The sequence below is a fragment of the Kribbella sp. NPDC051137 genome, from assembly GCF_040682535.1.
GTDB lineage: Bacteria > Actinomycetota > Actinomycetes > Propionibacteriales > Kribbellaceae > Kribbella > Kribbella karoonensis.
Map to the genome: position 1 here is coordinate 245279 of NZ_JBFBBI010000008.1, position 26781 is coordinate 272059.

General features: G+C 70.1%; 25 protein-coding genes. 17 read left to right on the plus strand and 8 right to left on the minus strand.

Annotation, left to right across the window (positions count from 1 at the left end):
- Positions 1-11: 11 nt before the first annotated feature.
- The gene (locus AB0M51_RS39250; protein ID WP_363753695.1) at positions 12-1511 is read right to left on the minus strand and encodes an LCP family protein; all 1500 of its coding nucleotides are present in this window, start codon (positions 1509-1511) and stop codon (positions 12-14) included.
- Between the two features lie 249 nt (positions 1512-1760).
- Here AB0M51_RS39250 and AB0M51_RS39255 point away from each other — a divergent pair, with 249 nt between their 5' ends.
- The 4 genes from AB0M51_RS39255 (at position 1761) to galE (ending at position 6386) form a co-directional block, all read left to right on the plus strand.
- Positions 1761-2594, plus strand: a complete 834-nt coding sequence (locus tag AB0M51_RS39255; RefSeq protein ID WP_344198979.1) for a serine protease — start codon at positions 1761-1763, stop codon at positions 2592-2594.
- A 64-nt stretch (positions 2595-2658) separates the two neighbouring features.
- On the plus strand, positions 2659-4737 hold the full coding sequence (locus AB0M51_RS39260; RefSeq protein WP_344198977.1) for a spermidine synthase: 2079 nt from the start codon (positions 2659-2661) through the stop codon (positions 4735-4737).
- Positions 4734-5363 carry a class I SAM-dependent methyltransferase gene (locus AB0M51_RS39265; protein ID WP_363753700.1) on the plus strand — a complete coding sequence of 210 codons (630 nt, stop codon included), beginning with the start codon at positions 4734-4736 and terminating at the stop codon, positions 5361-5363. Before AB0M51_RS39260 ends, AB0M51_RS39265 begins: the two co-directional genes overlap by 4 nt.
- Before the next feature lie 72 nt (positions 5364-5435).
- Positions 5436-6386, plus strand: a complete 951-nt coding sequence (gene galE / locus AB0M51_RS39270) for a UDP-glucose 4-epimerase GalE (RefSeq protein WP_363753703.1) — start codon at positions 5436-5438, stop codon at positions 6384-6386.
- On the opposite strand, the gene AB0M51_RS39275 is transcribed toward galE, so the two are convergent.
- Both AB0M51_RS39275 and AB0M51_RS39280 read right to left on the minus strand, forming a co-directional pair.
- The gene (locus AB0M51_RS39275; protein ID WP_344198971.1) at positions 6383-7162 is read right to left on the minus strand and encodes an SDR family NAD(P)-dependent oxidoreductase; all 780 of its coding nucleotides are present in this window, start codon (positions 7160-7162) and stop codon (positions 6383-6385) included. The two genes, galE and AB0M51_RS39275, sit on opposite strands and share 4 nt — an antisense overlap.
- Positions 7162-7842 (minus strand): TIGR03089 family protein, encoded by a 681-nt coding sequence (locus AB0M51_RS39280; protein ID WP_344198969.1) that lies wholly within the window; start codon positions 7840-7842, stop codon positions 7162-7164. Before AB0M51_RS39280 ends, AB0M51_RS39275 begins: the two co-directional genes overlap by 1 nt.
- Before the next feature lie 67 nt (positions 7843-7909).
- On the opposite strand from AB0M51_RS39280, the gene tatA reads away from it, so the two are divergent.
- Complete coding sequence (gene tatA, locus AB0M51_RS39285; RefSeq protein WP_344198967.1) at positions 7910-8209, plus strand: twin-arginine translocase TatA/TatE family subunit; 300 nt, start codon at positions 7910-7912, stop codon at positions 8207-8209.
- Here the strand turns inward: tatA and AB0M51_RS39290 are convergent.
- Positions 8165-9079: a LysR family transcriptional regulator gene (locus AB0M51_RS39290; protein ID WP_363753708.1), complete on the minus strand. Its 915-nt coding sequence runs from the start codon at positions 9077-9079 to the stop codon at positions 8165-8167. The genes tatA and AB0M51_RS39290 overlap by 45 nt on opposite strands.
- A gap of 70 nt (positions 9080-9149) precedes the next feature.
- Here AB0M51_RS39290 and AB0M51_RS39295 point away from each other — a divergent pair, with 70 nt between their 5' ends.
- The 5 genes from AB0M51_RS39295 to AB0M51_RS39315 all read left to right on the plus strand — a co-directional run bounded on the left by AB0M51_RS39295 (position 9150) and on the right by AB0M51_RS39315 (position 14625).
- A complete protein-coding gene (locus tag AB0M51_RS39295) occupies positions 9150-9977 on the plus strand; it encodes an SDR family NAD(P)-dependent oxidoreductase (RefSeq protein ID WP_363753711.1) in 828 nt (275 codons plus the stop codon).
- A gap of 66 nt (positions 9978-10043) precedes the next feature.
- Entirely contained in the window at positions 10044-11381 is a 1338-nt protein-coding gene (locus AB0M51_RS39300; RefSeq protein WP_363753714.1) for a hemolysin family protein, read from the plus strand.
- Positions 11378-12439: a hemolysin family protein gene (locus AB0M51_RS39305; RefSeq protein WP_363753717.1), complete on the plus strand. Its 1062-nt coding sequence runs from the start codon at positions 11378-11380 to the stop codon at positions 12437-12439. The genes AB0M51_RS39300 and AB0M51_RS39305 overlap by 4 nt, the downstream gene beginning before the upstream one ends.
- A 62-nt stretch (positions 12440-12501) precedes the next feature.
- Positions 12502-13521, plus strand: a complete 1020-nt coding sequence (locus AB0M51_RS39310) for an NAD(+)/NADH kinase (protein ID WP_344198957.1) — start codon at positions 12502-12504, stop codon at positions 13519-13521.
- 9 nt (positions 13522-13530) lie between these two features.
- Positions 13531-14625, plus strand: a complete 1095-nt coding sequence (locus AB0M51_RS39315) for a sugar phosphate nucleotidyltransferase (RefSeq protein WP_344198955.1) — start codon at positions 13531-13533, stop codon at positions 14623-14625.
- Between the two features lie 25 nt (positions 14626-14650).
- On the opposite strand, the gene AB0M51_RS39320 is transcribed toward AB0M51_RS39315, so the two are convergent.
- The 3 genes from AB0M51_RS39320 to cofD form a co-directional block, all read right to left on the minus strand.
- Positions 14651-15316 (minus strand): DUF3105 domain-containing protein, encoded by a 666-nt coding sequence (locus AB0M51_RS39320; RefSeq protein WP_363753721.1) that lies wholly within the window; start codon positions 15314-15316, stop codon positions 14651-14653.
- A gap of 139 nt (positions 15317-15455) precedes the next feature.
- Complete coding sequence (locus AB0M51_RS39325) at positions 15456-16424, minus strand: coenzyme F420-0:L-glutamate ligase (protein ID WP_363753724.1); 969 nt, start codon at positions 16422-16424, stop codon at positions 15456-15458.
- Positions 16421-17422 carry a 2-phospho-L-lactate transferase gene (cofD, locus tag AB0M51_RS39330; RefSeq protein ID WP_344198949.1) on the minus strand — a complete coding sequence of 334 codons (1002 nt, stop codon included), beginning with the start codon at positions 17420-17422 and terminating at the stop codon, positions 16421-16423. Before cofD ends, AB0M51_RS39325 begins: the two co-directional genes overlap by 4 nt.
- 114 nt (positions 17423-17536) lie before the next feature.
- Between cofD and AB0M51_RS39335 the strand changes: the two genes are divergently transcribed.
- The 4 genes from AB0M51_RS39335 to AB0M51_RS39350 all read left to right on the plus strand — a co-directional run bounded on the left by AB0M51_RS39335 (position 17537) and on the right by AB0M51_RS39350 (position 23981).
- Positions 17537-18808: a hypothetical protein gene (locus AB0M51_RS39335; protein ID WP_363753728.1), complete on the plus strand. Its 1272-nt coding sequence runs from the start codon at positions 17537-17539 to the stop codon at positions 18806-18808.
- A 317-nt stretch (positions 18809-19125) separates the two neighbouring features.
- The gene (locus AB0M51_RS39340) at positions 19126-19392 is read left to right on the plus strand and encodes a WhiB family transcriptional regulator (protein ID WP_132150138.1); all 267 of its coding nucleotides are present in this window, start codon (positions 19126-19128) and stop codon (positions 19390-19392) included.
- Between the two features lie 192 nt (positions 19393-19584).
- A complete protein-coding gene (locus AB0M51_RS39345; protein ID WP_344198944.1) occupies positions 19585-22500 on the plus strand; it encodes a glycosyltransferase family 2 protein in 2916 nt (971 codons plus the stop codon).
- Entirely contained in the window at positions 22497-23981 is a 1485-nt protein-coding gene (locus tag AB0M51_RS39350; RefSeq protein WP_363753733.1) for a DUF5719 family protein, read from the plus strand. Before AB0M51_RS39345 ends, AB0M51_RS39350 begins: the two co-directional genes overlap by 4 nt.
- An 8-nt stretch (positions 23982-23989) precedes the next feature.
- On the opposite strand, the gene AB0M51_RS39355 is transcribed toward AB0M51_RS39350, so the two are convergent.
- Positions 23990-24376: a DUF3499 domain-containing protein gene (locus tag AB0M51_RS39355; RefSeq protein ID WP_209698055.1), complete on the minus strand. Its 387-nt coding sequence runs from the start codon at positions 24374-24376 to the stop codon at positions 23990-23992.
- Between the two features lie 31 nt (positions 24377-24407).
- Between AB0M51_RS39355 and AB0M51_RS39360 the strand changes: the two genes are divergently transcribed.
- The 3 genes from AB0M51_RS39360 (at position 24408) to AB0M51_RS39370 (ending at position 26781) form a co-directional block, all read left to right on the plus strand.
- The gene (locus tag AB0M51_RS39360; RefSeq protein ID WP_325038826.1) at positions 24408-24854 is read left to right on the plus strand and encodes a metallopeptidase family protein; all 447 of its coding nucleotides are present in this window, start codon (positions 24408-24410) and stop codon (positions 24852-24854) included.
- Between the two features lie 108 nt (positions 24855-24962).
- Complete coding sequence (locus AB0M51_RS39365; RefSeq protein WP_344198937.1) at positions 24963-26051, plus strand: Gfo/Idh/MocA family oxidoreductase; 1089 nt, start codon at positions 24963-24965, stop codon at positions 26049-26051.
- Entirely contained in the window at positions 26044-26781 is a 738-nt protein-coding gene (locus AB0M51_RS39370) for a ThuA domain-containing protein (protein WP_363753738.1), read from the plus strand. The genes AB0M51_RS39365 and AB0M51_RS39370 overlap by 8 nt, the downstream gene beginning before the upstream one ends.

Consider the following 26781-nt stretch of genomic DNA (forward strand, 5'->3'; position numbering starts at 1 on the left):
GGCATATCAGGTCAGGCCTTACAGATCGATGCGACGTCGTCGACGCCGTTGGCGGGTGGTGTGGACGTTGAGCTGGTCGGCTTCTTGCTCGGCTTCTTCGTGGTGTGGGTGGTGCTGGGCTTGCTGCTGGACGTCCCCGCGGTACTACGCGGAGTGGTCGTCGAGGTCTTACCGTCTCCTCCCGGGCCGTCGTTGTCCAGCGATTCGGACTTCGCGATCGCCTCCGCGACCTTGGCCCGGATCACCGCGAAGTCCGGGTCCGCCGTGCGGATCAACGGCGGGACCGCGGAGAAGCTTGACACCGGGAGCTTCTTCGCGTCCAGCGCGAGGTCCATGAAGGTCCCCAGTTCACCGGCCGGGATGCTCGTCTTGACGACTTCCTTGCTGGCCGACGCGATGCCCTGGAACTTGGTCAGCACGGTCTGCGGCGACAGCTGGTTCAGCATCGCGGACATCACGCACTTCTGCCGGGCCATCCGGTCGTAGTCCGACGACTCGGCGCGCGAGCGGGCGAACCAGAGCGCGTGGTAGCCGTCCAGGTGGACGTTCTTGCCCGGCTCGATGTAGCCCTTGATCGGGGACGTCTCGCCGCCGATCGGCACCCGCTTGCCGATGTCCAGGGTGATTCCGCCGACGGCGTTGATCAGGTCGCGGAAACCGGTCAGGTCGATCAGCACGTAGTAGTTGATCTTCAGCCCGGTGATCGCCTCGATCGCCTGCGACGTCGCGGTCTCGCCGGGGTTCGGGTTGCCGGGGAACAGGTCCTTGTGGTTCGCGGCGTACGTGTAGACGCCGTTCAGCAGGCACTCGATGCCGCAGTTCTTCCATTGGAAACCGTTCGGGAACTGCTTGGCCAGCGGCGTGCCGGCCGGGAACGGGACCTTCGCGAGGTTCCGCGGCAGGCCGATCAGGACGGTGCGGCCGGTGTTCGCGTCGACGCTCGCCACGGTCATGCTGTCCGGCCGGGTGCCGACCCGGTCCGCGCCGGAGTCGCCGCCCATCAGCAACACGTTGTAGCGGCCCTTGTCGGCCTTCGAGCTCTTGGTGTTGCCGAACACGCTGGCGACGAAGTCGCGCTGGGTGTTCACGATCACACTCGCGTAGACCAGCGCCCCGACCACGACGAAGATCAGCGCCCCGTCGAGGATGCTGGTGATCAGCCGGTGGTTGCGCTCCAGCGTCAGCGGCTGGCTGATCCGGTAGGCGTCCACGAACAGCGCGGCCCAGCCGAGCGCGAGCACGATCAGCAGGATCTGCACCAGCCGCAGCGTGCCCGGCCTGGCCAGGATGTTGATCGTCCCGGAGCGCCAGATCAGGCCGAGGATCACCAGGAAGACGACGATCGCGATCAGCCCGGCGACCACCCGCCAGGCCCAGCGGCCGGCCTTCTTCGAGCCCGCGACGATCTGGGCCGATCCCGGCAGGACCAGCGTCATCAACAGCAGTGTCAGCGCCCGCTTGAACCGGACCGGTTCGCGGAGATTGCGCAGGTCTGGCTTCTCCTGCGGCATGACGTCCTTCCGTTCTCCACTCCGGTGGTCTGCTCCCGACCGTACCTGGTTGCTTGTCATCACTTGGTACGACGTGCCGGTGGTACCGATGGTTCGCACCCGGGCGGATCCGGAGACGAAGAGTAGCAGCCTCCTCACACAGCGCAGGAAAACCCGTGCTTTCACCCTGCTTCACGCGCCTGTGATGGTCCAGGCGCGACGGATGCGTTACGAAGTCCTTCAAGTACAAACAGTGAGGAAACCGCCCCCATGAAACTTTTCCGCACAGTCCTGGCCGCTACCGCGGTCGCGACCACCAGCCTGCTCGGCACCAGCGCGGCCCAAGCCGCGGCGCCTGGCGCCGACTTCACCGGCATCGCCGCGCTGAGCAACTGCTCGGCCTCCCTCGTCCGGTACGCCGAATCCGTCGACACGGACAAGGCCCTCGTGCTGACCAACGGGCACTGCTACGAGGGCGGGTTCCTGCAGCCCGGCCAGGTCCTGGTGAACAAGGCCTCCACCCGGTCGATCACGCTGCTGAACCCGGATTCCAGCCGGGCCGGCACGGTCCGCGCCGACAAGATCCTGTTCGGCACCATGACCAAGACCGACCTGATCGTGTACGAGGTCAACGAGACCTACGCGTCGATCAAGAGCCGGCTGAACGTCACGCCGCTGACCCTCGCCAAGCAGGCCCCGGCCGACGGCGCCGGGATGGCGGTCGTCTCCGGTTACTGGAAACGGATCTACACCTGCTCGGTACAGGCCACGATCCCGCAACTCCGCGAGGGCGACTGGACCTGGCAGGACTCGATCAAGTACCAGCAGCCCGGCTGCGAGACCATCGGCGGTACGTCGGGATCGCCCGTGGTCAGCACCAGCACCGGCGAGATGATCGGGATCAACAACACCGGCAACGAGGACGGCGAGCGCTGCACGGTGAACAACCCGTGCGAGGTCGACGCGGACGGCAACGTCACCGTCGACCAGGGGGCGGCGTACGGCGAGCAGACCTGGTGGCTCTACACCTGCCTGACCGCCGACCGCGCGATCGACCTGAACAAGTCCGGCTGCGAACTCCCGAAACCCACCCGCCGTCGCTGACGTCGGGATAAGTTTGCCTGCGGGGTGACGCACGCCACTTCGAAATCCGGTAACGTCGCCCCGCATGGCTGTCGACTCCGCAACCGACCACGTGTCCACGCCCAGTTGGCCGAGCCCGTTCGGAGTACGGACGCGGCTGGTCGCGTCCAGTGCGCTGATGCTCTTCACCGAGCTCGCGCTGATCCGCTGGACCGGCTCGAACGTCGTCCACCTGAGCTACTTCTCGAACTTCGTGCTGCTCGGCTCGTTCCTCGGCATCGGGATCGGGGTACTGCGCTCGAGCCGCGCGAAGCGGCTGCCGTACTACTCGCCGATCATGCTCGGCCTACTGGTCGTGGTGATCGCCTGGAAGCCGGTGACCGTCAACCGGGGCGGCTCCAGCGTCATCTACTTCACCAGCCTGAACACCACCGGCCCGCCGGTCTGGGTGATCCTGCCGATCATCTTCGTCGCGGCCGCGGTGGTGCTGGCCGGTCCGGCCGAGCTGGTCGGCCGCTGTTTCGCCGAGCTGCCGCGACTGACTGCGTACCGCTTCGACCTGGTCGGCAGCCTGGTCGGGATCGTCTCGTTCACCGCGCTGTCGTTCCTCGGCGCGCCGCCGATCTGGTGGGGCCTGATCGTCACGATCGTGTTCGCGGCGCTGATGATCCCGCGGACCGCCTCCGGCACCCGGCTCGTCGCCACGGCGGTGAGCGCCGCGCTCGTGCTGGCGCCGCTGCTCGTGATGCTCGGCGTGCTGTTCCACGAGTCGACGCGGCCCGACCTCAGCTGGTCGCCGTACTACAAGGTGAAGACCAAGCAGTACACCTGGCAAGGTGTCCCGCTGCTCACCATCACCGTGAACGGCGTACCGCACCAGCAGGCGATCCCGGCGGAGTCGCGGCTGCAGTGGGAGCCGCAGTACGGCCTGCCGTACGAGCGCGCGGCGACCGGGAAGACGCCGAAGAGCGTGCTGATCATCGGGGCCGGATCGGGCTCCGACGTGGCGATCGCGCTGAAGAAGGGTGCGACGCATGTGGACGCGGTCGAGATCGACCCGCGGATCCGGGATCTCGGCAAGCAGCTGAACCCGGATCATCCGTACCAGGACCCGCGGGTGACGTCGCACATCGACGACGGGCGTGCGTTCCTGAGCCGGACGAACAAGAAGTACGACATGATCCTGCTGGCGCTGCCGGACTCGCTGACGCTGGTCAACGGGGCGAGCTCGCTGCGGCTGGAGAGCTACCTGTTCACCAAGCAGGCGTTCGAGTCGGCGCGCGACCATCTGAACCCCGGTGGCGCGTTCGCGATGTACAACTACTACCGCGAGACCTGGCTGATCGACCGGCTGGCGTCGACCGCGCAGGCGGCGTTCGGGCACAAGCCGTGTGTGGACAGGATCGGTGACGGGCTGCAGCAGGCGGTCGTCACGGTCGGCCTCACCGAGCAGGACCAGACCTGCGGGTCCGAGTGGGCCGGTGCGACCGCGGAGACGCCGCCGCCGGCGACCGACAACCGTCCGTTCCTGTACCTGTTCACGGACCGGATCCCGTCGCTGTACCTCGTCACGCTCGGGTTGATCCTGGTCGCGGGCATCGTCGGCGTGGGCATCGCGGGCGGCGGGTCGTCGTACCGGCGGATGCGTCCGTACGCGGACCTGTTCCTGCTCGGCGCGGGCTTCATGTTGCTGGAGACGAAGAGCATCACCGGGTTCGCGTTGCTGTTCGGTACGACGTGGGTCGTGAACGCGATCGTGTTCGCCGGCGTGCTGGTGGCGGTGCTTGCCGCGGTCGAAGTGACGAGGAAGTTCAAGACACCACCGGTGAAGGTGATGTTCGCGGTCCTGTTCGGCGGGCTCGCGCTGTCCTGGGTGTTCCCGGACAGTTGGCTGCTCGGGATGCCGGTCGGCTTGCGCGCGCTGGTCGCCGTACTGATCGCGTTCCTGCCGATCTTCGCGGCGAACGTGATCTTCGCGAAGCGGTTCACCGACACCGCCGACGGTACGGCGTCGTTCGGCGCGAACCTGCTCGGCGCGATGCTCGGCGGCTGTCTCGAGTACGCCGCGCTGGTGATCGGGTTCCACGGGCTGCTGATCATCGCCGCGCTGCTGTACGTCGGTGCGTTCCTGCTGACGCCCAAGCTCAAGGCAGTCCCGAAGTGAACGACCTGACCGAGTACTACCGCGAGCGGGCCGGCGAGTACGACGCGGTGTACGAGAAGCCGGAGCGGCAGGAGGACATCGCCCGGTTGCGGGCGCTGCTGCCGCCACTGGTCGAAGGCCGTTCGGTGCTGGAAGTCGCCGCCGGTACCGGTTACTGGACGACCGCCCTCGCGACCACGGCACGGTCCGTGGTCGCGACCGACTTCAACGAGGAGCCGCTCGCGGTCGCACGCACCCGGTCGTACGGCGAGGCGGACGTGCGGTTCCGGACCGCGGACGCGTACGACCTCGGTGCGGTCGACGGCCAGTTCGACGCGATCTTCGCCGGGTTCTTCTGGTCGCACGTGCCGCGGGCCGACGTCCGGCGGTTCGCGCAAGGACTGCTGGACCGGGTCGAGCCGGGAGGGGTGGTGATCTTCGCGGACAACCGGTACGTGGAGGGCAGCAACCACCCGATCACCCGGACCACCGCGCACGGGGACACGTACCAGACGCGGCGGCTGTCCGACGGGCGGACGTTCGAGGTGCTGAAGAACTTCCCGACCCGGGAGCAGTTCGCCGCCGACGTCGGGCGTGAGGTGGAGTGGACCGAGTTGTCCTACTTCTGGCTGGCAGTTGTCTGCTAGTCGGCTGCCGGTTGGTACAGGTTCGGCCCGTTTCGCGTGGTCTGCCGGTGGTGTGGTGGCAGGATCTGAGACATGACGTGGCTCGTGACTGGTGGTGCTGGGTACATCGGAGCGCATGTGGTGCGGGCGTTCCGCGACGACGGGATCGACGTGGTCGTGATCGACGACCTGTCGAGCGGGAAGGCCGAGTTCGTCCCGGACGGCGTGCCGTTCGTCCGGGCGAACCTGCTCGACGGCAAGGCGGTGCGCGAGGCGCTCGACGGGGTCGAGGGGGTCGTGCACCTGGCCGGGTTCAAGTACGCCGGGGTGTCGGTCGAGCGGCCGTTGCACACGTATACACAGAACGTCACCGCGATGGTGTCGCTGCTCGAGGCGATGGCGGAGAAGTCCGTGCGCAACATCGTGTTCTCGTCCAGCGCCGGGGTGTACGGGACGCCGCGCGACGAGGTGGTCACCGAGGACACCGCGCCGGACCCGCAGTCGCCGTACGGCGAGTCGAAGCTGATCGGCGAATGGCTGCTCCGCGACCAGGCGGCCGCCGCCGACCTGCGGCACACCTCGCTGCGGTACTTCAACGTGGTCGGCTCCGGGGACCCGACGGTCTACGACGCCAGCCCGTACAACCTGTTCCCGATCGTCTGCAACCTGCTCACCCAGGGCAAGACCCCGCAGATCTACGGCACCGACCACCCGACCCCGGACGGTACGTCGGTGAAGGACTACGTGCACGTCGCCGACCTGGCCCGCGCGCACGTCGCGGCCGCCCGTGCGCTCGACGCCGGCAAGTCCCTCGAGCGCGTCTACAACCTCGGCAGCGGCACCGGTACGTCGGTCCGCGAGATCATGGACGCCGCCCGGCGCGTGACCGGGATCGACTTCACGCCCTCGGAAGGCCCGCGCCGGCCCGGCGACCCGTCCCGCGTGGTGGCGAACGGCGACCTCGCGGCCCGCGACCTCGGCTGGCAGAACACCTACACGGTCGACCAGATGTTCGCGACCGCGTGGGAGGCCTGGCCGCGCTAGTACTCCTTCTTGAAGAAGCCTGACGGGCCCAGGTTCATCCCGCCCGGGCCGGTCAGGATCCCGCCTTCCACCGGGAGGGTGTGGCCGGTGATCCAGGAAGCGTCGTCCGAGGCCAGGAACGCGACGGCGGCGGCGATGTCCTCCGGCTCGCCGACGCGGCCCAGCGGGTACATCTTGCTGAACCGCTCCAGGGTGCCCGGCTGGTGGTCCCAGACCGGGGTCCGAATGGTGCCAGGGGCAACTACATTGAAGCGGACGCCGAGCTCGCCGTACCGCGCGGCGTAGTTGACGCTGAGCGCGATCTGGCCGGCCTTCGCGGCGGCGTACTCGACGTTGCCGAAGGCAGCGAGGCCGTTGACCGAGCTGATCGTGACGACGTTGCCGCGGTTCTTCACCAGGTGCGGGAGCGCGGCCTGGATGCAGCGCGAGGCGCCGACGAGTGTCAGGTCGAGCTGCGCGTGGAACTCCTCCGCGGTCGCGTCCTCCGGCGCCGACAGTACGATGCAGCCGCCGGCGTTGTTCACCAGGACGTCCAGCCGGCCGAACCGCTCCACCGCGGCCGTGACCGCCGCGTCGACGTCGTCCCGGCTCGTCACGTCGACGCGTACCGGCAGCGCCTGGTCACCGATGCTCTTCGAGACCTCCGCGAGCTTGTCCTCCTGGAGGTCGGTGACCACGACCGACGCACCCTCGTCGGCCAGCCGGCGCGCGACCGCCGACCCGATCCCCTGCGCCGCCGCCGTGACCAGCGCCACCTTGCCCTCGAACCGTCGCACTACCCCTCCAGAATTCGGTCGACCTTCTCGTCCGCGACCCGGCGCTCGAGTTTCCCGGCGTCCAGGTTGCGGCAGAGCACGATCGAACCACCTCCGGCGATCACCCCGACCAGCAGGCCCAGACCGTCCCGGTCGGTGAGCGTCCGGGTGACCAGGATCCGGTCGGCGACGGGTTCCGCCGCACCGATCAGCTGCTCGTGGGTGAGGTCGTCGTACGCCGGGGAAGCGGGCGTCGGGGCGTCGTACGGCGAGAAGACGTCGGGGTGGTTGTAGACCTCGGCGCCGTAGTCGTGCACGCCCTCCGGCAGCGGTTCGCGGAAGCGGCCGCCGAGGGGGAGGAGGGCGGAGGCGACCGTCTCGCGCTCGCCGCGGATCGCGAGGTCGGGGCCGGTGATCGCGACGGTGCCGGTCCCGCTGGTGAGGGCGGCGCCGGCGGACCAGGTGGACAGTGCCCAGACCACGCCGAGCCAGTGCGGCGGGAGGCCGATGGCGACGGTGTCGCCGGACTCGAGGTCGTACTCGTCGGTGAGCAGGTTCGCGGTCTTGGCGACCCAGTTCGCGGTGGTCACCGCGCTGAGCTCGATCCGCTCGCCGGACGCGTCGTCGTAGTAGGTGAGGAAGGGCCGGGCGCCGTCCCGGCGGACCGCGGCCGCGAACAGCTCGGGCAGGACTTGTGACATATGGCCCACCCTACGGTTCGCGGACCGGCGTACGTTGGGAGGGAATGAGTGGAGAGAAGGGTTCGTCATGGTGCCAGAGCTCGCGCTGCCGGAAGGCGGCGAATGGATCGTCATCCTGGTCATCGTCGTGCTGCTGTTCGGTGCGAAGAAACTCCCGGAACTGACCCGCAACGCCGCCAAGGCGATGAAGGAATTCGAGAAAGCCCGCCAAGGCGACGACAGCACCCCGGCCCAGGTCCCCCAAGCACCAGCTCAGGCGCCCAGCACTCCCGCCCCCGCGCAGCAGGACACGCCTCCTGTTGCTCCGGCGCAGCCGGAGGGCTCAGGTGAGTTCGGCGGTCGCAGCTCGGAGGGCGGCCGCCAGTAGGGCGACCGGCTCCGGCAGGGGGCCGGGGAGGCGGGCGAGGATGGTGCGGCGGAGTTCTTGAGGGCCGCCGCGGACGGTGAGCACCCGGACACCGGCCGGCACCGCCGGTGCCATCGACGCGGAGATCGTGGTGATGCCGGCCCCGGCCGCCACCAGCTGCAGTTTCGCGAACCAGTCACGCACCGTGTGCGCGACCACCGGCCGCTCGTCCAGCCCCGGCCAGACCCCCATCAGCAGCTCCCCGCTCGACGCCGGTCCGGCGATCCACCGCTGACCCCGCAGCTCGCCGACGTCGACCGCGTCGTACGCCGCCAGCGGATGCCCGGTCGGCACCGCCAGCAGCAGGCTCCGCTCGGCCAGCGTCTCGAGCCTGAGCGCCGGCGTCTCCGCGTCCGGCGGCCGGAACGGCGGCGCCGACGCGATCACCGCGAGGTCGATCGTCCGGGCCCGCAACGCCCGCACCAGCGCCGGCGTGGACCCCTCCCGCGTCGTCACGGTCACCGCCGGATGCGTACGCCGTACCGCGCTGATTGCCCGCGGCAACAAAACCGCGCCGGCACTCGGGAACCACCCGAGCCGCACCGTCCCGCCCGCGACCGGTAACCCGGCCAGCTCCCGCGCCGCCGCGTCCAGCTGGTCGAGGACGACCGCACCGCTCCGCAGTACCACCTGCCCGGCCGCCGTCAGTACGACGCCTTCGCGACGCCGTTCCAGCAGCTGACTGCCCGCGGCACGCTCGAGCGTCGCGATCTGCCGTGACACGGCCGACTGCGTGTACCCGAGCGCGGCCGCGGCGGCGGTGAACGTACCCCGCTCCGCCACCTCCCGGAAAATCCGCAACGCGACCGGCGAGACATCGGTGAAGTCCATGACGTCTACGCATACCACCTGTGCCGAACTTTCGCTGGAGTCATACCTCGTGCAGGCCTACGTTGGCCGCATGAGAATCGCATTGGTCACCGGCGCCAACCAAGGCATCGGCTACGCACTCGTAGAAGAACTCGCCAACCGCATGAGCCCCGAAGACCTCGTCCTGCTCACCGGCCGCAACCCGGAACGGGTCGCCGCCGCGGCAGCTCGGGTTCAAGGCAAGGCCCGGGTCGAGGGCCGGGTGCTGGACGTCACCGACGGCGAAGCCGTGCAACGGCTGGCTGACGAGCTCGGGGCTGTGGACATCGTGGTGTCGAACGCAGTCGGTCCGCTGGAGCCGGGGAAGACGCCGGTCGAGCAGGTCGACGAGTTCGCGGACGTGGCGAACCTCGGGGCCCAGTACATCTTGCGCGCCTTCGGGCCGATCCTGCGACCGGGCGGTCGGCTGATCGTGGTCGCCAGCTCGTTGGGGACCCTGGAGCAGCTTCCTGAGCAGCTGTGGGGACGCTTCGACGGCGCCTCGCTCGACGACGTCGAGAAGGTCGTCGAGGAATGGCGTACGGCGGTCCACGACGGCACGGCGGCCGCGCACGGGTGGCCGGAGTGGATCAACCTCCCGTCCAAGGTCGCCCAGGTCGCCGCGGTCCGCGCGGTCGCCGCGGACCGCCGCGAGGACGACCTGGCCGCCGGCACCCTGGTCGCGTCGGTCTGCCCGGGCCTGGTCGACACGCGCGCGTCCCGCCCGTGGTTCGACGACTTCAGCCGGGCCAAGTCCCCGGCCGAGGCGGTCCGCCCGCTCGCCGACCTGATCCTGGCCGACCAGGTCGACCCGGACCTGTACGGCGAACTCGTCCGCGACGGCGAGGTCGTCCCCTGGAAGCCAACCACCGGACGGTAGGCCAGCCGCCTCGACGTGAGTGACCCCGCAGTACTGCGGTCGCTCGAGTTCTCATAGGGTTCGGTCATGCTGATCCTGGCCGGCCTGGGCCTGATCCTGGTGCTGACCGTTGCAACCGGCTACTTCGTGTCCCAGGAGTTCGCGTACGTCGCCGTCGACCGGAGCCGGCTGCGGACGCTGGCCGCGGACGGTGACGCGGCGGCCGCGCGGGCGCTGAAGGTCACCGCACGGCTGTCGTTCGTGCTGTCCGGCGCGCAGGTCGGCATCACGATCACCGCGCTGCTCGCCGGGTACTTCGCGGAGCCGTACCTCGGCGAGGGGCTGCAGCACCTGCTCGGCGCGGCCGGCGTACCGGAGGCCGTGAGCCTGTCCGTCTCGGTGATCCTGGCGTTGCTGCTGGCAACGATCATCCAGATGGTGCTCGGCGAGCTGGCCCCGAAGAACCTGGCGATCGCCCGCGCGGAGGCGATCGCGCTCCGGCTGTCCCGCTCGACGCTGCTGTACCTCGCGGTGGCCGGCCCGGTGATCCACCTGTTCGACTCGGCCTCGAACCGGATTCTCCGCCGGGTCGGGATCGAGCCGGTCGAGGAGCTGCCGCAGGGGGCGACGCCGCAGGAGCTCGACCGGATCATCGAGACGTCGTACGAGCAGGGCCTGCTGGACGAGGACACCATGCGGCTGCTGGACCGCGGCCTGGACTTCCGCGGCCGGACCGCCGGCGAGGCGATGGTGCCGCGCGTCGACGTCGTCACCGTGCACCGCGACGAGCCGCTGACCCGGGTGGTCGAGCTGCAGGACACCGGACACAGCAGGTTCCCGGTCGTCGGCGGGTCGGTGGACGAGGTGATCGGCGTGGTCGCGATCGGCGACGTCGTCGAGCTCGAACCGGCCGATCGCGCGACGATCGCGGTCGGGTCGCTGGCCACCCAGCCGGTCGCCGTACCGACGACGTTGCCGCTGCCCGCGGTACTGGAACGACTCCGGACCGCGCGCCGGCAGCTGGCGATCGTCGTCGACGAGTACGGCGGGTTCGCGGGCATCGTGTCGCTGGAGGACATCGCGGAGGAACTGGTCGGCGAGATCCGCGACGAGGACGATCTGCCGGAGACCGGCCTGGTGCAAGGCGGCGACGGGTCGTGGGTGGTGCCGGCCCGCTGGCGGTTGGACGAGGTCGAGGAGGCCACCGGCGTACCGCTGCCGGTAGGCGACGACTACGAGACCGTTTCCGGGCTGGTGATGGCGCGGCTCGGCCGGATCCCGGAGGTCGGTGACGCGCTGGTGGTGGAGCTGCCGCAGCGGATCGACCACGACGGGAAGCCGGTGCCGACCGAGTCGGTACGGCTCACCGTGCAGACGATCGAGCGCCGGGTGCCGGGCATCGTCCTGATGGAGCGTGTGGCATGAGTACGACGTGGGCGCTCGTCATCTCGGTCGTACTGCTGGCGCTGAACGGCTTCTTCGTCGCGGCCGAGTTCGCGCTCGTGGCGTCGAAGCGGCACCGGCTCGAGGAAGCGGCCGCTTCCGGCAGCCGGTCCGCCCGGGCCGCGATCGCGGGGGTCAGCGAGCTGTCGTTGATGCTCGCGGGCGCGCAGCTCGGGATCACCCTGTGCACGCTGGGACTCGGTTCGCTGAGCGAGCCGGCGGTGGCGCACCTGCTGCATCCGCTGTTCGAGCTCGCGCACATCCCGGAGGGCGTCGGGCATGTGGTCGCGCTGATCATCGCGGTCGGCGGCATCGGCCTGCTGCACGTCCTGCTCGGCGAGATGGCGCCGAAGTCCTGGGCGATCAGCGATCCGGAGCGGTCCGCGCTGATCCTGGCGATGCCGTTCCGCGGGTTCACGTACGTGTTCCGGCCGCTGCTCAGCGTGCTGAACTGGATCGCGAACCTGTGCGTCCGCCTGGTCGGTGTGACCCCGCAGAACGAGATCGCCAACGCCCACGGGCCGGACGAGCTGCGGCTGCTGATCGAGTCCTCCCGCGAACACGGGACGCTCGAGGAGCCCGAACACGAGCTGCTGACCGCGATGCTCGCGTTGCAGAACACGACGGTGGGCCAGGTGATGACGCCGATCGCCCAGCTGTCCACGGTCCCGGCGACCGCGACCGCCCGCGAGATCGAGCTGACCAGCCGCCGCGAAGGCCGCTCCAGGCTCGCCGTCGTTTCCGGTACCGACGGTTCTGCAGGGATCTGCGGCATCGTGCACGTCCGCGACGCGGCCCGGGCGACCACCGCCGGCGACACCGCGAGCCGGGCGTCGGACCTGATGATGGCGGCGCTCGAGCTCGGCGACAACACCCCGGTGGCGAAGGCGATCCGGACCATGCGCGACGAACGTTCGCAGCTCGCGGTGGTCTGCGGCGGCGAGCGGGCGATCGGCGTGGTCGCGCTGGAGGACCTGCTCGAAGAGGTGATCGGCGAGTTCGACGACGAGACCGATCCGATCGTCCAGGCGGCCGAATAGCCGGGTTACCGTGTGGTGTGGCGATATCGCGGCTTGGGTTGGTGGTTCATCAGGGTCGGCCGGTGGCGGTGCAGACCGCGGAGACGGTACGGCGCTGGGCGACCGCGCACGGCATCGGCTGTACCGACATCGACGTCTGGAAGGACCACGAGGAACGGCGTTCCGGGACCGCGGAGCTGCATCATGCCGGTGACCCCGACCTGGTGGTCACGCTCGGCGGCGACGGCACGTTCCTGCGCGGTGCGCGGATCGCGGCGAAGAACGACGCCGCCGTACTCGGGGTCGACCTGGGCAAGGTCGGGTTCCTGACCGAGGTCGCCTGCAAGGACGTCGAGGCCGCGCTGGAAGCGGTCCACCACGGCGGAGCGACGTACGAGGAACGGATGACGCTGACCATGCGAGCGTCCCGGCCGCTGGAGATCCCGCACGGCATCGAGTCGCTGCTGCGCTACGGCCACGGTCCCGCGCTGCCTCCGCCGCCGGTCCGGCACGAGGTCGCCGAGGGCGACGGCTGGGGCATGGCGCTCGACGTCACCGCGCTGAACGACGTGGTCGTGGAGAAGCTCGCGCGGGACCACCAGGTCGCGCTGGGTGTGTACCTGTCCGGGAGGCTGCTCGCGTCGTACTCCGCGGACGCGGTGATCGTGGCGACGCCGACCGGGTCGACGGCGTACAGCTTCGCCGCCGGCGGGCCGATCCTGTCGCCGACCACCGAGGCGATCGTGTTCACTCCGGTCGCGCCGCACATGACGTTCAACCGTACGGTCGTCGCCGCACCGGACGAGCCGATCGCGCTGCGGGTGCTGCCGCACTCCGGGCAGGCGGCGGTGAGCATCGACGGTCAGCTGCGCGGCGTCCTCGACCCCGGGGACTGGATCGGGGTGTACGGATCACCGCGACGGCTGCGGCTGGTGCGGCTGCGGCCGACCGACTTCTACGGCCGGCTGCGCGATCGGTTCCGTCTCACGGACGCGCCGGCGACCGGGATCGACGGGGAGTCCGAGCTGTTCTGGCAGCCGTCGGACACCCCTGTGCCGCCGGACCTCCAGCACCTCCGGATTCCGCAACCGCCCGACCGGTAGGGTCTCTGCATGCGAAACGTGGTGATCCTGGCGGGTGGTTCAGGGACACGGTTGTGGCCGATGTCCAGAGACGACAGGCCGAAGCAGGTGCTGCCGCTGGCGGCCGGGCAGTCGCTGCTGCGGGTGGCGTACAACCGGCTGCTCGGACTGGTCGCCCCGGAGAACATCTACGTCTGTACGGTCGGCGCGATCACGGACGTCGTACGCAAGGAGCTGCCCGAGCTCGGCCCGCACAACATCATCGGCGAACCCGCCCGCCGGGACACCGCGAACGCGATCGGCCTGGCCTCCGCGGTCGTCGCGCGGAACGACCCGGACGCCGTCGTCGCCTTCGTCGGCTCCGACCACCTGATCAGCCCGGAAGACGAGTTCCGGACCGCGATCGAGCAGGGGTTCGAGGTGGTCGAGGCGCGCGGCCGGTCGCTGGTCACGTTCGGCATCGAGCCGACCCACCCGCACACCGGCCTCGGCTACATCGAGCGCGGCGAGCCGATCGAGGGCACCGCGGCGTACGTCGTCGACCGCTTCCGCGAGAAGCCGGACCGCGAGACCGCCGAGCAGTACCTGGCCACCGGGCGGTTCTGGTGGAACTCCGGCATGTTCGTCTGGCGGGCGTCCACGGTCCTGAACGTCCTCGACACCCTGCTCCCGGACTCCGCCGCCCGCCTCCGCGAGGTCGCCGCCGTCTGGGACACCCCGGCCCGCGAGGCGACCCTCGCCGAGATCTACCCGAACCTGCGCAAGATCAGCGTCGACTACGCCGTGATGGAACCCGCCTCGCAGGGCAAGGTCGACGCGGACGTGGTCGTCGTACCGATGCCCGTGCACTGGCTGGACGTCGGCTCCTGGGCCGCGCTCGCCGACACGTACGACGCCGACCCGAACGGCAACCGCACCGACAGCACCACCCTCAGCTGTCTCCTCGACTCCCACGACAACATCATCGTCACCGACGACCCCGACCACCTGGTCGCAGCCGTCGGCCTCCGCAGCCACATCATCGTCCACACCCAGGACGTCACCATGGTCTGCCCACTGTCGGACGGCGAACGCGTCAAGGAACTCGTAGCCCAGGTCCAGTCCGACCACGCGGACTACATCTGACCCTCGTGGTGGAGCGGCGGCGAGGTCAGCCGCCGTTCGGTTCCTGGGCGTCGGTGGCGGGGTACTTCTCCATGAACTGCTTGAGGGCCTCGCCGCTGACCGAGCCGCAGAACTGGCGGTGGCCGAAGGACTTCTGGTCGGTGCCGGGGCCGCTCCAGTGGGCGAAGGCGAGGTTCTTGCCGTCCGGCCAGCCCTTGCCCTCGGACTGCTTGTAGGGCGCCGCGATGAACTTGTTCAGCGAGGCGTCCGGGAGCTTCGACTTGGCGATCTTCTCGATCTTGTCGATCTGGTCCTTCGGCAGGGTGTCGCGGTACCAGAGGATCGTGTACCCGTGCTCGAGGTTGTGGACCAGGTTCTCCACCGGCGGGCGGTCGCTCGTCGAGTAGAACTTCTTGTCGAACGGCGCCCAGACCGCGTAGTGCGGGCCGGAGGACGGCGGGGACACGGAGTACAGGATCTTCTCGCCGTCGGGGCGGTGGTCCTGGGTGCCGCCGGCGGTGTCGTTGGTGATCGGGTCGCAGGAGGCGGAGCCGGCCGCGACGCCGAAGTCGGTGAGCGCCTGGTTCTTGGTCCGGGAGTCCTGGACCAGCCGGATCGCCGGGTAGGCGATGATCGCCAGTCCGACCACGATCGAGCAGATCACGATGATGACGGTACGGCGGCGGTCCGAGGCGGCCTGCTCGCGCTGCATCTTCTCGATCATCTGGCGGCGCGACTGTTTCTGCGACGACGCTTTACCCACAGTGTTGGTCTTCCCGGGATTTGTGGCGGCCACCGCGCCGCCGTGCGATGGCAGTGTACGAGGTGACCCTAAGAAGTTGCCTAGAAAACTACTTCGACCGTGAGCCGAACGTAACCGTCGCAACAGCACCCGGCCCGGCCTGCACCGCGACCCCGTAACCCTCGGCGTGCAGCAGTACGGCGACCCGCTCGGCGGCGACTCCGACCGTGACCGGGTCCGCACCCGACACGGTGACAGCGTTGTCACCAGCCTCGACCAGCACACCCTCGACAGCCAGGTCCGACAGCAGCAGAGGGTCCAGCTCCCGCAGCCCGGCCGGCGGCTGCCGGTCGAGTACGGCGGCCCGCGCCGCCTCCCGGGTCCCGAGGCTGAACATGTCGTGCTCGGCGTCCCGCACCAGCGCCCGCGCCCCGGGCCCGTCCTCTCCCACCGGCAGTACGGCGTCCTCGAGCCCCCGCAGTACGGCGACCGGTACGCCGTCGGCCTTGCCCTTCACGAGTTCGCTGGCGCCGGCGATCTCGTCCGCGAGGGCGGGCTCGGTGACCGCCAGGACGTTGCCGTGGCTGTCCGTCGTACCGCGCAGGTCCTCGACCACGCGGACCCCGGCGGCGCCGATCGCCACGTCGGTCTGGCCGTTCCGCCACGGGCGGCCGAGGGTGTCGGTGACGACGATGCCGACGTTCACGTCGTACCGATCCTTCAAGGCCGCGCGCAGCGAACGGGCGGACCTGTCCGGGTCGACGGGGAGCAGCAGGACCGTGCCGGCCGCCGTGTTCGAGGTGTCGGTGCCGGCCGCGGCCATCACCAGGCCGTGCCGGGTCTGCACGATGCGGGTTTCGCCACGTTGTGCGACGACCCGGACGAGCTCGGCGTCGACCGCCTCGCGGCGGGTGCCGTACGTGAGCCGGCCCTCCGCCTTGCTGACGATCTTGGACGTCACCGAGACGACGTCGCCGTCGCGCAGGTCGGCACCGTCCGCGATCAGCGCTGCCAGGTCGTCCCCGGCCGCCACCTCGGGCAGCCCTGTTACCGGGAAGATCTCGAGGTGCTTCCTCATCGCCGTACGGCCTCCGCGAGGGTGAGTGCCGCGTCAGCCATCGCGGCGGTGGTGGTCTCGTCGGTCATCCACAACGGCACCGCCTGGACGTGAATTCCGGCTCCGGCGATCGAATCCGCCTGGATCGCGTCCGAGCTGTCGATCAGCCAGCCGTCGAGGACGCCGCCCGACGTACGGGAGCCGTAGTACCGCGCGACCGCCGACGCGGTGGCCGCGACGCCGACGGTGGCCAGCACCTTGTCGGCCATCCCGCGGACCGGGCCGGTGCCGATGATCGGCGACAGCCCGATGACCGGCGCGGCGGTCGCCTGCACCGCCTCCCGGATCCCCGGTACGCCGAGGATCGTGCCGACCGAGACGACCGGGTTGGACGGCGGAATGATCAGTACGTCGCAGTCCGCGATCGCGTCCAGTACGCCGGGCGCGGGCTTCGCCTTGTCCTGGCCGACGGCAACGATCTGGTGCGCCGGGACGGCCGCCTGGTGACGGACCCAGTACTCCTGGAAGTGGATCGCCTTGCGGCGGCCGGGCTGCTCCGGGTCGTCCACCACGACGTGGGTCTCGATCCGGTCGTCGCTCATCGGCAGCAGCCGCACCGGGAGCTTCCAGCGCGCGCACAGCGCCTCGGTGACCGCGGTCAGGCTGTACCCGGCGTCCAGCATCTGGGTCCGCACCAGGTGGGTCGCGATGTCACGGTCGCCGAGCCCGAACCAGGTGGGCTCCACGCCGTACGCCGCGAGCTCCTCCTTGATCACCCAGGTCTCGTCCTCACGACCCCACTTGCGCTCCTCCGAGATGCCGCCGCCGAGGGTGTACATCACGGTGTCGAGGTCGGGACAGACCCGCAGGCCGAACAGGGTGATGTCGTCCGCGGTGTTCCCGACGACGGTGATCTCGGCGTCCGGACGGGCCTTGAGCAGACCGCGCAGGAAGGCGGAACCGCCGATGCCGCCGGCCAGCACGGTGTATCGCTTGGGCATGTGGGTGCGAACTTGCATGGGAAGAGTCTGCCCGAGTCGTCAATGCGTCGGCCCACCGCACGACTATGCTGCGGTGAGTCATCAGATCCGCACAGCTCAGTTGTACGGCCCCCAACATCCGAGGAGCCCCTCGTGGTCACCGACGCAACCAAGAAGCTCAGAGAGCCGGTCGCGTACATCCTGCTCGCATTCACAGGCCTGCTCGCAGTGGCAGCGCTCTTCCAGCTGTTCGTCGGCGGCATCGGCTTCGTGGCCGCGTCCGCGGGCGTGCACAGCATCATCGTCCCGCCGTCGGTCACCACGATCGCGCTGATCCCGGCGCTGGTCGCCGCGGTCTGGCTGGTCAATGAGGGTGAGCGGACGCCGAACGCCCGGATCGTCACGCTGGCCGCGCTGGTCATCACCGGTCTGTTCCTGCTGATCGGCCTGGTCGCGACGTTCGCGCAGTTCAACGGCGGCGGCACGGCCGGCGAGAAGATCGTCGGGTTCATCGCGTCGCTCGGCGGTCTCGCGCTGTACGGCGGTGTCGGGCTGTACGCCCTGAAGACGTTCCAGGCGCTGCCGGCGCCGGTGAAGGCTCCGAAGCCGGGTCAGTTCCAGCAGGGACAGCCTGGACAGCACGGCCAGCCGCAGTTCGGTGGCCAGCAGGCGCAGTACGGCCAGCAGGGCTACGCGCAGCAGCAGGGCTACGGTCACGACCAGCAGGGTCAGTACGGCGGCCAGCAGTACGACCAGGGCCAGCAGTACGGCGGTTACGCGGCGGCCGGCGCTGCCGGTGGTTACGCAGCGGGTCAGGGCGACCAGCAGCAGTGGCCGCAGGAGCAGAGCTGGAACCAGGGCGAGCAGCAGCAGGCCTGGTCCGCCGGTGACGCCGAGGCCCAGCACGGCCAGCACGCCGACCCGCAGGCCGGTCAGCACTCCGCACAGCACTCCGGCCAGCAGGAGCAGGCGTGGCCGGCCGAAGGCCAGGCCGCCGCGGCCGAGCCGACGCAGGCGTGGAACTCCGAAGGCCAGCAGCAGTGGAGCGGCCAGGAGCAGGGCCAGCAGTGGCCGCAGGAGCAGCAGCAGTGGGGCTCCGACGCCGGTCAGCAGCACGGCCAGCAGTGGAGCGGCCAGGACTACGGCCAGCAGGCCCAGTCCGGTCAGGAGTGGGGCCAGTCGGACCACGCTGCCGCCGAGGGCTCGCACGAGCAGGCCGACGCCCAGCAGGGTCAGCAGGCCTGGCAGCAGGAGCAGTCCTGGCAGGCCGACGACAAGCCGGCCGAGCAGCCGGCGGCCGCAGAGCCTGCGCAGCAGGCCGAAACGGACGACGCGACCCGTGTCGACCAGCGCGTCGAAGGCGACAAGAACGACCCGAACCAGCCGGGCCAGGGCCAGCAGGGCTGGTGGTCCCAGCCTTCCTGATCGGTCAGCCGATCAGCGCAGCAAGCCCTTACCGGTGCTGCCCGAAAATTGCGGTATCACGAGGTTTGAAGCCGGGTACCCGGCGCGAGAGGCCTGTATCTGCAGGCCTCTCGTTCTTTTGCGGGCATGTTGCGGATGATCCCAATAGCAGAGCACGGCTTGACTTTCGTGCATTGCAGGAATGTAATTTCAACCGTGTCGTTCGTTAGGACACTCGGTATCGGGGACCGTTGCAGAGCGCAGGACGGACGAGGTCAGGCATGTGGACCGCAAACCCACATGTACAGGGGAACGAACAGGGTCGAGGAGGTCGTACCGTGACAGAGGGCCTGATGGCGATTGTCGACGGTGAGGCGATCGAGGAGGAGCCGAACTGGCAGGAACGGGCGCTCTGCGCCCAGACCGACCCAGAGGCTTTCTTCCCGGAGAAGGGCGGTTCCACCCGCGAGGCCAAGAAGGTGTGCCTCGGCTGCGACGTCCGGGGCGAATGCCTCGAGTACGCGCTGCAGAACGACGAACGCTTCGGAATCTGGGGCGGTCTGTCGGAGCGGGAGCGCCGCAAACTGAAGAAGAAGGCCGTCTGAGCGGCGGCTGAGAACAACAGCAACAGCAGAGACTTCCGCGAGGCCCCGGACGAACGTCGTCCGGGGCCCGCGGCTTTCCACAGGTCGAAGCTGCGGCTTTCCCGACACTCCGAGAGCGGCTGTATGGTGAGTCCTCGCCGGGACCTGCGGTCGCGGTGACCGTCCGCAAGCATCGAGGTGTCACAGCTCCGCATGGAACAAGAAGCTCCGGCCGGTTGGGAATTCTTCGACTCCGTCGACTTCCCGACCGATCACACTGGTGGCCACATGCGCCGCCCGCGGGTCCGGCATGTCGTCACCGCGGTGGTGGTCGGGCATGAGGGCGCGGCGTGGCTGCCGCGTCTGTCCGAGTCCTTGTGGGCGCTCAACCCGCGTCCGGACCGGCTGATCGCGGTCGACACCGGCTCTACCGACGAGACCGCCGAACTGCTGGCCGCGATGCCCGCTGTCGAGCCCGTGGTCAGCCTGTCCGCGCGGACCGGCTTCGGTGTGGCGGTCGCGCGCGGCCTGGAAACCCACGGTTTCGCGCCGATCCCGAGCGCGGTCGGTCCGTACGGCGACGATGGCCAGGTGCCTGTGGTGGAGTGGCTGTGGCTGCTGCACGACGACTGCGCACCGGCTCCGAAGGCCCTGGAGAAATTGTTGCTCCAGGCCACTATATCGCCGGAGACCGGAGTCTGGGGTCCGAAACTGCGGCTCTGGCCGCGGGACCGCGAGCTGCTCGAGGTCGGCGTCACCACGTCGCTCGGTGGCCGCCGCGACACCGGCATCGAGAACGGCGAGCTCGACCAGGGCCAGCACGACCAGCCGCGGAACGTGCTCGCGGTCAGCTCGGCCGGCATGCTGGTCCGCCGCGACGTCTGGGAGGCGCTGCACGGTTTCGACCCGCGGCTGCCGATGTTCCGCGACGACATCGACTTCGGCTGGCGCGCGAGCCGCGCCGGGTACCAGGTCGGCGTCGCGCCGGACGCGGTCGTCTACCACGCGCAGGCCGCGGCCACCGGCGAGCGGGCGCTGGCCGGCACCCGCCGGCACGCGTACCAGCTCGACCGCGCCCATGCGTACTACACCGTTCTCGCGAACGCTCCTGCCAAACTCCTGCCGCTGCTGGTGCTTCGGTTCCTGTTCGGCACGGTGCTGCGGTCGATCTGGTTCGTGGTCGGCAAGACACCGTCCGGTGCGGTCGACGAGTGGACCGCCCTGCTCGGCACCCTGCTCGCCGGCGGCTGGACCACGGCCCGCAAGAACCGCCGCAATCTCAACCAGGTCCCGTACGACGACATCAAGGGCCTGTTCTCCCGGTCCGTGCACGCCCTGCGGCACAACCTGGAGGAGACCACCAGCACAATCTCCGAGCGGATCCGCGAAGCCTGGGCGGACGAACCCGAGGAGCAGGTCGTCACGACGGCCCGCCGGGCGAAGTCGACCGCGCGTGTCGCAGTCGACCAGCCGCGCTGGCGCCGGCAACTGATCCGGCGGCCGTTCCTGGTCACGTGGGTGGTGCTCGCGCTCGGTGCCGTGGTGGCGGCGCGCGGCCTGATCGGGGGCGGCGCACTGCGTTCGCACCTGCTGCTGCCGGCCCAGGAGAATCTGGCGGCCCTGTGGCACGCGGCCGCGTCCGCTCCGCCCGGCATCACTCCGCCCGCGTGGCTGGGGCAGATGTGGGCGTTCTCCACGGTGCTGTTCGGTCCGGGCGGTGCAACGAACATCCTGCTGCTCGGAGCGGTTCCGCTGGCCGGTCTCGCGGCGTGGGCGTTGCTGCGGTCCTTCGTCGTCGACCGGGTGGCCCGCGCCTGGGGCGCATCGGCGTACGGGCTGGCGGTCTTCACCAACGGGGCGATCTCACAGGGACGGCTCGGGACGTGTGTGGCGGCGATCGTGCTGCCGCTGCTCGGTGCCGCTGTCCACACTGTCGCCCGGCGGCGGCGTGTGGTTGTGCAGGGCAGTTGGCGGGCCGCGTGGTTCGCCGGCGCCTGTCTGGCCGTGCTGTTCGCGTTCACGCCGGCGCTCGGTCTGCTGATCGCGGTCGTGCTGGTGCTCGGCGCGGTTCTCGGCCTCGGCTGGCGGCGTCAGGGGCGGCAGTTGGTGTTCTCGGTCGTGCTCGGTCTGCTGCTGGTGCTGCCGTGGACGATCGACCTGGTGCGGCACCCGTCGAAGCTCGGCCAGGAAGCGGGCGGTCCGCCGACCGCCGCGATCGGTCCGGGCGACAGCCTGCCGCATCTGCTGACCGGTACGCCGATCGGTGCGCCGACGCCCTGGTGGTTCGCCGTACCGCTGATCGTGGTCGCGCTGGTCGGGCTGCTGCGGGAGTCCCGGCAGCGGTACGAGTTGCTCGGCTGGTTCGCCGCGCTGGCCGGTCTGGCCGGGACGCTGGTCGCGAGCCGGCTCGGCGGCGGCAGCGGGCCGTTGATGTTCCTGATGACGGCCGGCTGGATCATCTCCGTCACCGTCGCCTGGGATTCGGTCGGGAAGTCGCGGGAGCTCATCGTCCAGGGCGTGCTCGGCCTCGCGCTGGTGACCACGATCGTGACCGCGGGCTTCTGGATGGTGCGCGGTACGGACGGTCCGCTGTGGCGCGGTCCCGCGCAGGACCTCCCGGCGTACCTGGTGGCTTCGCAGGATCCGCCGGACAACCAGTCGATCCTGGTGGTGCGCAAAGCGCCGGGCGGCCAGACGCGGTTCGCGCTGGTCAAGAACGGCGGCCCGCGGATGGGCGCGCTGGAGGCGGCGCCGACCCCGGCCCAGACCAAGCCGATCACCGACGTGCTCGCCACCCTGGGCGGCGGCGGTAGCGGCGAGGAAGGGCGCCAGTTGGCCGGCCTCGCGATCGACTACGTGTACCTGCCGGGTCCGGTGGACCCGACGCTGCAGTCGACCCTCGACTCGCTGCCCGGCCTGACCCGGGCCAGCGCGAACGACGGCGACGCCTCGTGGCTGGTGGACCGCTCGAAGATCGAGGGCAGCACGCCGATCGTGGACCAGACGCACTCGCTGTGGCGCATCCTCGGGCTGATCGGCTGGATCATCGCGCTGATCTTCTGCCTGCCGACGGTCCGCCGGACCGTCGCCGTACCGCAAGGCACGCACGCGAGGAGGGACCCCCGGTGAGCCGGTTGCTGTCCGACCCGCGCCTCCGGATCGCGGCCGTCGTCGGTGCCATGGCCGTGCTGGCCGGGCTCGGCGTCGTCACCAGTCCGGGCAAGGCCGACACCCGCGTGGAGGCGGCCGAGGCCGAGCCGGCGCGGGCCGTCGTGAACCGTACGGCGCTCGCCTGCCCGGCGGTCGCGCCCGGCGGCAAGATGACCAGCGTGGTGAACGCGGTCTCCCCGACGCTGCCCGAAGGTACGGCGACCTCGCCGGGGACCGCGGTGCCGCTGTCGATCGCGCCGCTCCCGGCCACGTCCGACCCGGTCGGATCCCTGCTCAAGCGCGGCACGATCGGCTCGAGCCCGGTGGTGACCAGCCCGGTGCCGCTGTCGATCAAGGGCACCGGACCGCTGGCCGCCGGTGCGGTCGGCACCAGTACCACGACCGCGCCGGACGGCGAGGTCAACCGCGGCATGGCGAGCGTGCCGTGCCAGCTGCCCGGATCGGACTTCTGGTTCGTCGGTGCGTCAGGAGCGAGCGATCGCCGCGACGTCCTCGTGCTCACGAACCTGGACAGCATCAACGCCGAGGTGAACGTCAGCGTGTACTCCCGCGCCGGTTCCGCGGACCTGCCCGCGGTCCGCGGCATCGTGGTGCCGGCTCGCGGTACGTCGCAGGTCTACCTCCGGCAGGACGCGCCGAACCTCCGGGACATCGCCCTGCACGTCGAGTCGACCGGCGGCCGGGTCGCCGCCGCGGTCCGCTCGAACGCCTCGTCCGGGAACGATCCGGTCGGTGTCGACTGGCTGAACACCTCGGCCGCGCCCGCGACCAAGGTGTTCGTGCCCGCGGTCGCTCCCGGCGGCGGGAACCGGATCCTCTCGATCGCGAACCCGACCGACCTGCAGGCGACCGCGAGCCTGACGATCAACGGCCCGAACGGCTCGTTCAAGCCGGCCGGCCTGGAGACCGTCGCGGTGCCCGCCGGTTCGGTCCGGACGGTCTCGCTCGACAAGGTGCTGAACGGCGACGCCAGCGCGATCACGATCACCTCCGACCAGCCGGTGACCGCGGCGGTGCGGGCCACCGACGCGAGCCGGACCGAGTTCTCGTCGATCGGGTCCGCGGAGGCACTGACCGGCCCGGCGTACCTGGTGCTGCCGGCGCACAAGCAGCCGGTCTTGCTGCAGGTGACGGCGCCCGGGAAGACCGGGAGCGTCAAGTTCGAGCTGCGCGACGCGGCCGGCCGGGTGCTGGTCACGCGGGCGCTCGACGTGCTGAACGGGGCGACCACGCCGGTCCCGTTCCCGGCGCAGCCGCGGCCGACGTACCTGATGGTGCAGCAGACCCGGGGGACCGTGGTCGCGGGCGTCACGCTGATGCCGGCGCCGAAGCCCGCGAAGGACGACGTACCGCAGGTGGCCGCGTGGCCGTTGTCGACGTCGCTCGTCTTCCGGGCCCAGCTCGGCGCGCAGCCCGACGTGAGCGCCGCGCTGCGTTAGGACATGCCCTAGCCCTCGGTCGTGTTGGCGCCGGGGTCCTGCAGCATCCGCAGGTGACCTCGGCGGGCGACCTCGACCGGGGCGCCCGGGGTGCCGGCGCGGGGTTCGCCGCGCGGCGGGAGCGGGCGGGCCGCTTCGCGGACCGCGTTCGCCAGCGCCTCGAGGTCGTCGGACGACGGACCGGCGGCGGCCGGGTCCGGAGCGAGCCGGATGACCTCCCACCCGTTCGGCGCCGTCAGGCGGTCGGCGTGGTCGGCGCACAGGTCGTAGCAGTGCGGCTCGGCGTACGTGGCCAGCGGACCGAGGACACAGGTCGAGTCGGCGTACACGTAGGTGAGCGTCGACACGGCCGGCTTCTGACATCCGGCGCGCGAACAGATCCTGGCGATGCTCACGGACAGACGTTACCCCCACTAGGCTGAGCGCGTGACCGAGGCTCGCCGTCATCGCAGGCACATCGACCGCCACGGCCGCGGAATGCTCGGCCCGATCAGCAGGCCGAGCAAGTTCGCGCCGCGTGGCCTGCCGCTGCAGCGGTCCGCCGCCGCGCAGTTCGACGAGGTGGTCGCGATCGAGGTGACCCGGCTGGAGAAGCGGCTGCCGCAGGTGATCGCCCGGGTCGAGTTCGCGATCGAGGACGTCCCGAACCTGGAGATCGACGCCACCGAGATCCCGCTCACCCACGCCACCGGCGGTACGTCGCACGAGCCGTACCGGATCGTGGTGTTCCGGCGCCCGATCGAGCTCCGCGCCGAACGGTCCGGCAGCAGCCTGTCCTGGCTGGTCCGCTCCGCCCTGGTCCTGGAGCTGGCCGACGTCCTGGCCCTGTCCCCCGAGCAAATAGACCCCGACTTCGACCCCGAAGGCGACTAGGGCCTGTTACCTGTCCGTTAGGACAACCGGGTTGACCGGTGTTGAAACCTGTTCCGTAGTGTGGGAAGCAGTTGTGTCCTTCGTTGTCATCGGGAGAGGATCGTGGGTGTGAACGATCAAAAACTGCGGGTCGGGGTCGTCGGACTGGGTTTCGCCGGTCGGACGGCACTGGAGGCGTTCTCCGAGTTGCCGGACGTCGAGGTGATTGCGCTGGCGGGCCTGGAGAAGGACACGCTGACCAGCCTCGGCGAGAAGCACGGCGTACCGCATCTGTACGAGAAGTGGGAAGACCTGCTGGAGACTCCGGGGCTGGAGGCGGTCAGCATCGGTACGCCGACGCAGCTGCACGCTCCGATCGCGCTGGCCGCGCTCGGCAAGGGCCTGCACGTGCTGTCCGAGAAGCCGCTGGCCCGGACGGTCGCCGAAGGCACCGCGATGGTCGAGGCCTCGAAGCAGGCCGGCCGGGTGCTGAAGGTGGTGTTCAACCACCGTGAGCGCGGCGACGTGGCGGCGCTGAAGCACCAGATCGACGAGGGCCAGCTGGGCCGCATCTACTACGCCAAGGCGCACTGGATGCGCCGCAACGGCATCCCCGGCATGGGCGGCTGGTTCACGAACCGGGAGCTGTCCGGCGGCGGCCCGCTGATCGACCTCGGCGTCCACATCCTCGACATGGCGCTGCACCTGCTCGGCGAGCCCGAGATCACCACGGTGTCCGCGGACACGTTCGCGGAGCTCGGCCCGCGCGGGAAGGGCAGTGCGAGTACGCCGGACCGCCCGACCGTCGACACCCTCGGGTCGAAGTTCGAGGTCGAGGACCTGGCCACGGCGTACCTGCGGCTGAAGGGCGGCGGCGCGCTGCAGCTGGAGACCAGCTGGGCGACGTACCGGGCGCCGGGCGACAACTTCGGGATCGAGCTGTTCGGCACCGACGGCGGCGCGAAGATCGAGGTGAAGAACTACACCAGCGAGGACACGCTGCGGATCTTCACCGACGTCGCCGGTATCCCGGCCGAGGTGAAGCCGGCCACCGGCGCCGGGCTCGGGCACCGCGCGGTGGTGCGGGAGTTCGTCCGGATCGTGCGGAGCGGTGAGTGGGAAGGCCAGAACGGGTCCGAGGCGCTGCTCCGGACCGAGATCATCGACGCTTGCTACGCGTCCGCGAAGGCGGGCCGAGAGGTGGTTCTGCATGACTGATCCGATCCGCGTGACCGTGTGGGGCGAGAACGTCCACGAGGGCCGCGACGAGACCGTCCGGAAGATCTACCCGGACACCATGCACGAGACGATCGCGGCGGCGCTGCGGGCGAAGCTCGGGCAGGACGTCGTCGTCCGTACGGCGTGGCTGCAGCAGGACGAGCACGGCCTGACCGAGGAGGTGCTCGCGGACACCGACGTACTCACCTGGTGGGGGCACGCCGCGCACGGCGACGTCGACGACGCGATCGTGGACCGGGGCCAGCAGCACGTGCTGTCCGGGATGGGCCTGATCGCGCTGCACTCCGCGCACTTCTCGAAGATCTTCATCCGGTTGATGGGCACGACCTGCTCGCTGGACTGGCGCGCGGAGAACGACCGCGAGCTGATCTGGACGGTCGCCGCCGGTCACCCGATCGCGAAGGACGTGCCGCACCCGCTGGTGATCGAGCGCGAGGAGATGTACGGCGAACTGTTCGACATCCCGCAGCCGGACGAACTGGTCTTCGTCAGCTCGTTCTCCGGCGGCGAGGTGTTCCGCTCCGGCTGCTGCTACCGCCGCGGCCAGGGCCGGGTCTTCTACTTCCGCCCCGGCGACCAGGAGTACCCGACGTACCACCAGCCCGAGGTCCAGCAGATCCTCGCCAACGCCACCCAGTGGGCCGCCCCCACCAGCCCCCGCCAACTCCCCACCGTCCACCACCGCGCCACCCCCGGCTGGTTCGAGTAA

Coding starts and splice junctions, on each gene's coding strand:
- AB0M51_RS39250 (WP_363753695.1), bottom strand. CDS start 1,511: ATGCCGCAGGAGAAGCCAGACCTGCGCAATCTCCGCGAACCGGTCCGG.
- AB0M51_RS39255 (WP_344198979.1), top strand. CDS start 1,761: ATGAAACTTTTCCGCACAGTCCTGGCCGCTACCGCGGTCGCGACCACC.
- AB0M51_RS39315 (WP_344198955.1), top strand. CDS start 13,531: ATGCGAAACGTGGTGATCCTGGCGGGTGGTTCAGGGACACGGTTGTGG.
- AB0M51_RS39295 (WP_363753711.1), top strand. CDS start 9,150: ATGAGAATCGCATTGGTCACCGGCGCCAACCAAGGCATCGGCTACGCA.
- galE (WP_363753703.1), top strand. CDS start 5,436: ATGACGTGGCTCGTGACTGGTGGTGCTGGGTACATCGGAGCGCATGTG.
- AB0M51_RS39300 (WP_363753714.1), top strand. CDS start 10,044: ATGCTGATCCTGGCCGGCCTGGGCCTGATCCTGGTGCTGACCGTTGCA.
- AB0M51_RS39325 (WP_363753724.1), bottom strand. CDS start 16,424: ATGAGGAAGCACCTCGAGATCTTCCCGGTAACAGGGCTGCCCGAGGTG.
- AB0M51_RS39260 (WP_344198977.1), top strand. CDS start 2,659: ATGGCTGTCGACTCCGCAACCGACCACGTGTCCACGCCCAGTTGGCCG.
- AB0M51_RS39280 (WP_344198969.1), bottom strand. CDS start 7,842: ATGTCACAAGTCCTGCCCGAGCTGTTCGCGGCCGCGGTCCGCCGGGAC.
- AB0M51_RS39320 (WP_363753721.1), bottom strand. CDS start 15,316: ATGCAGCGCGAGCAGGCCGCCTCGGACCGCCGCCGTACCGTCATCATC.
- cofD (WP_344198949.1), bottom strand. CDS start 17,422: ATGCAAGTTCGCACCCACATGCCCAAGCGATACACCGTGCTGGCCGGC.
- AB0M51_RS39370 (WP_363753738.1), top strand. CDS start 26,044: ATGACTGATCCGATCCGCGTGACCGTGTGGGGCGAGAACGTCCACGAG.
- AB0M51_RS39305 (WP_363753717.1), top strand. CDS start 11,378: ATGAGTACGACGTGGGCGCTCGTCATCTCGGTCGTACTGCTGGCGCTG.
- AB0M51_RS39290 (WP_363753708.1), bottom strand. CDS start 9,079: ATGGACTTCACCGATGTCTCGCCGGTCGCGTTGCGGATTTTCCGGGAG.
- AB0M51_RS39345 (WP_344198944.1), top strand. CDS start 19,585: ATGGAACAAGAAGCTCCGGCCGGTTGGGAATTCTTCGACTCCGTCGAC.
- tatA (WP_344198967.1), top strand. CDS start 7,910: ATGGTGCCAGAGCTCGCGCTGCCGGAAGGCGGCGAATGGATCGTCATC.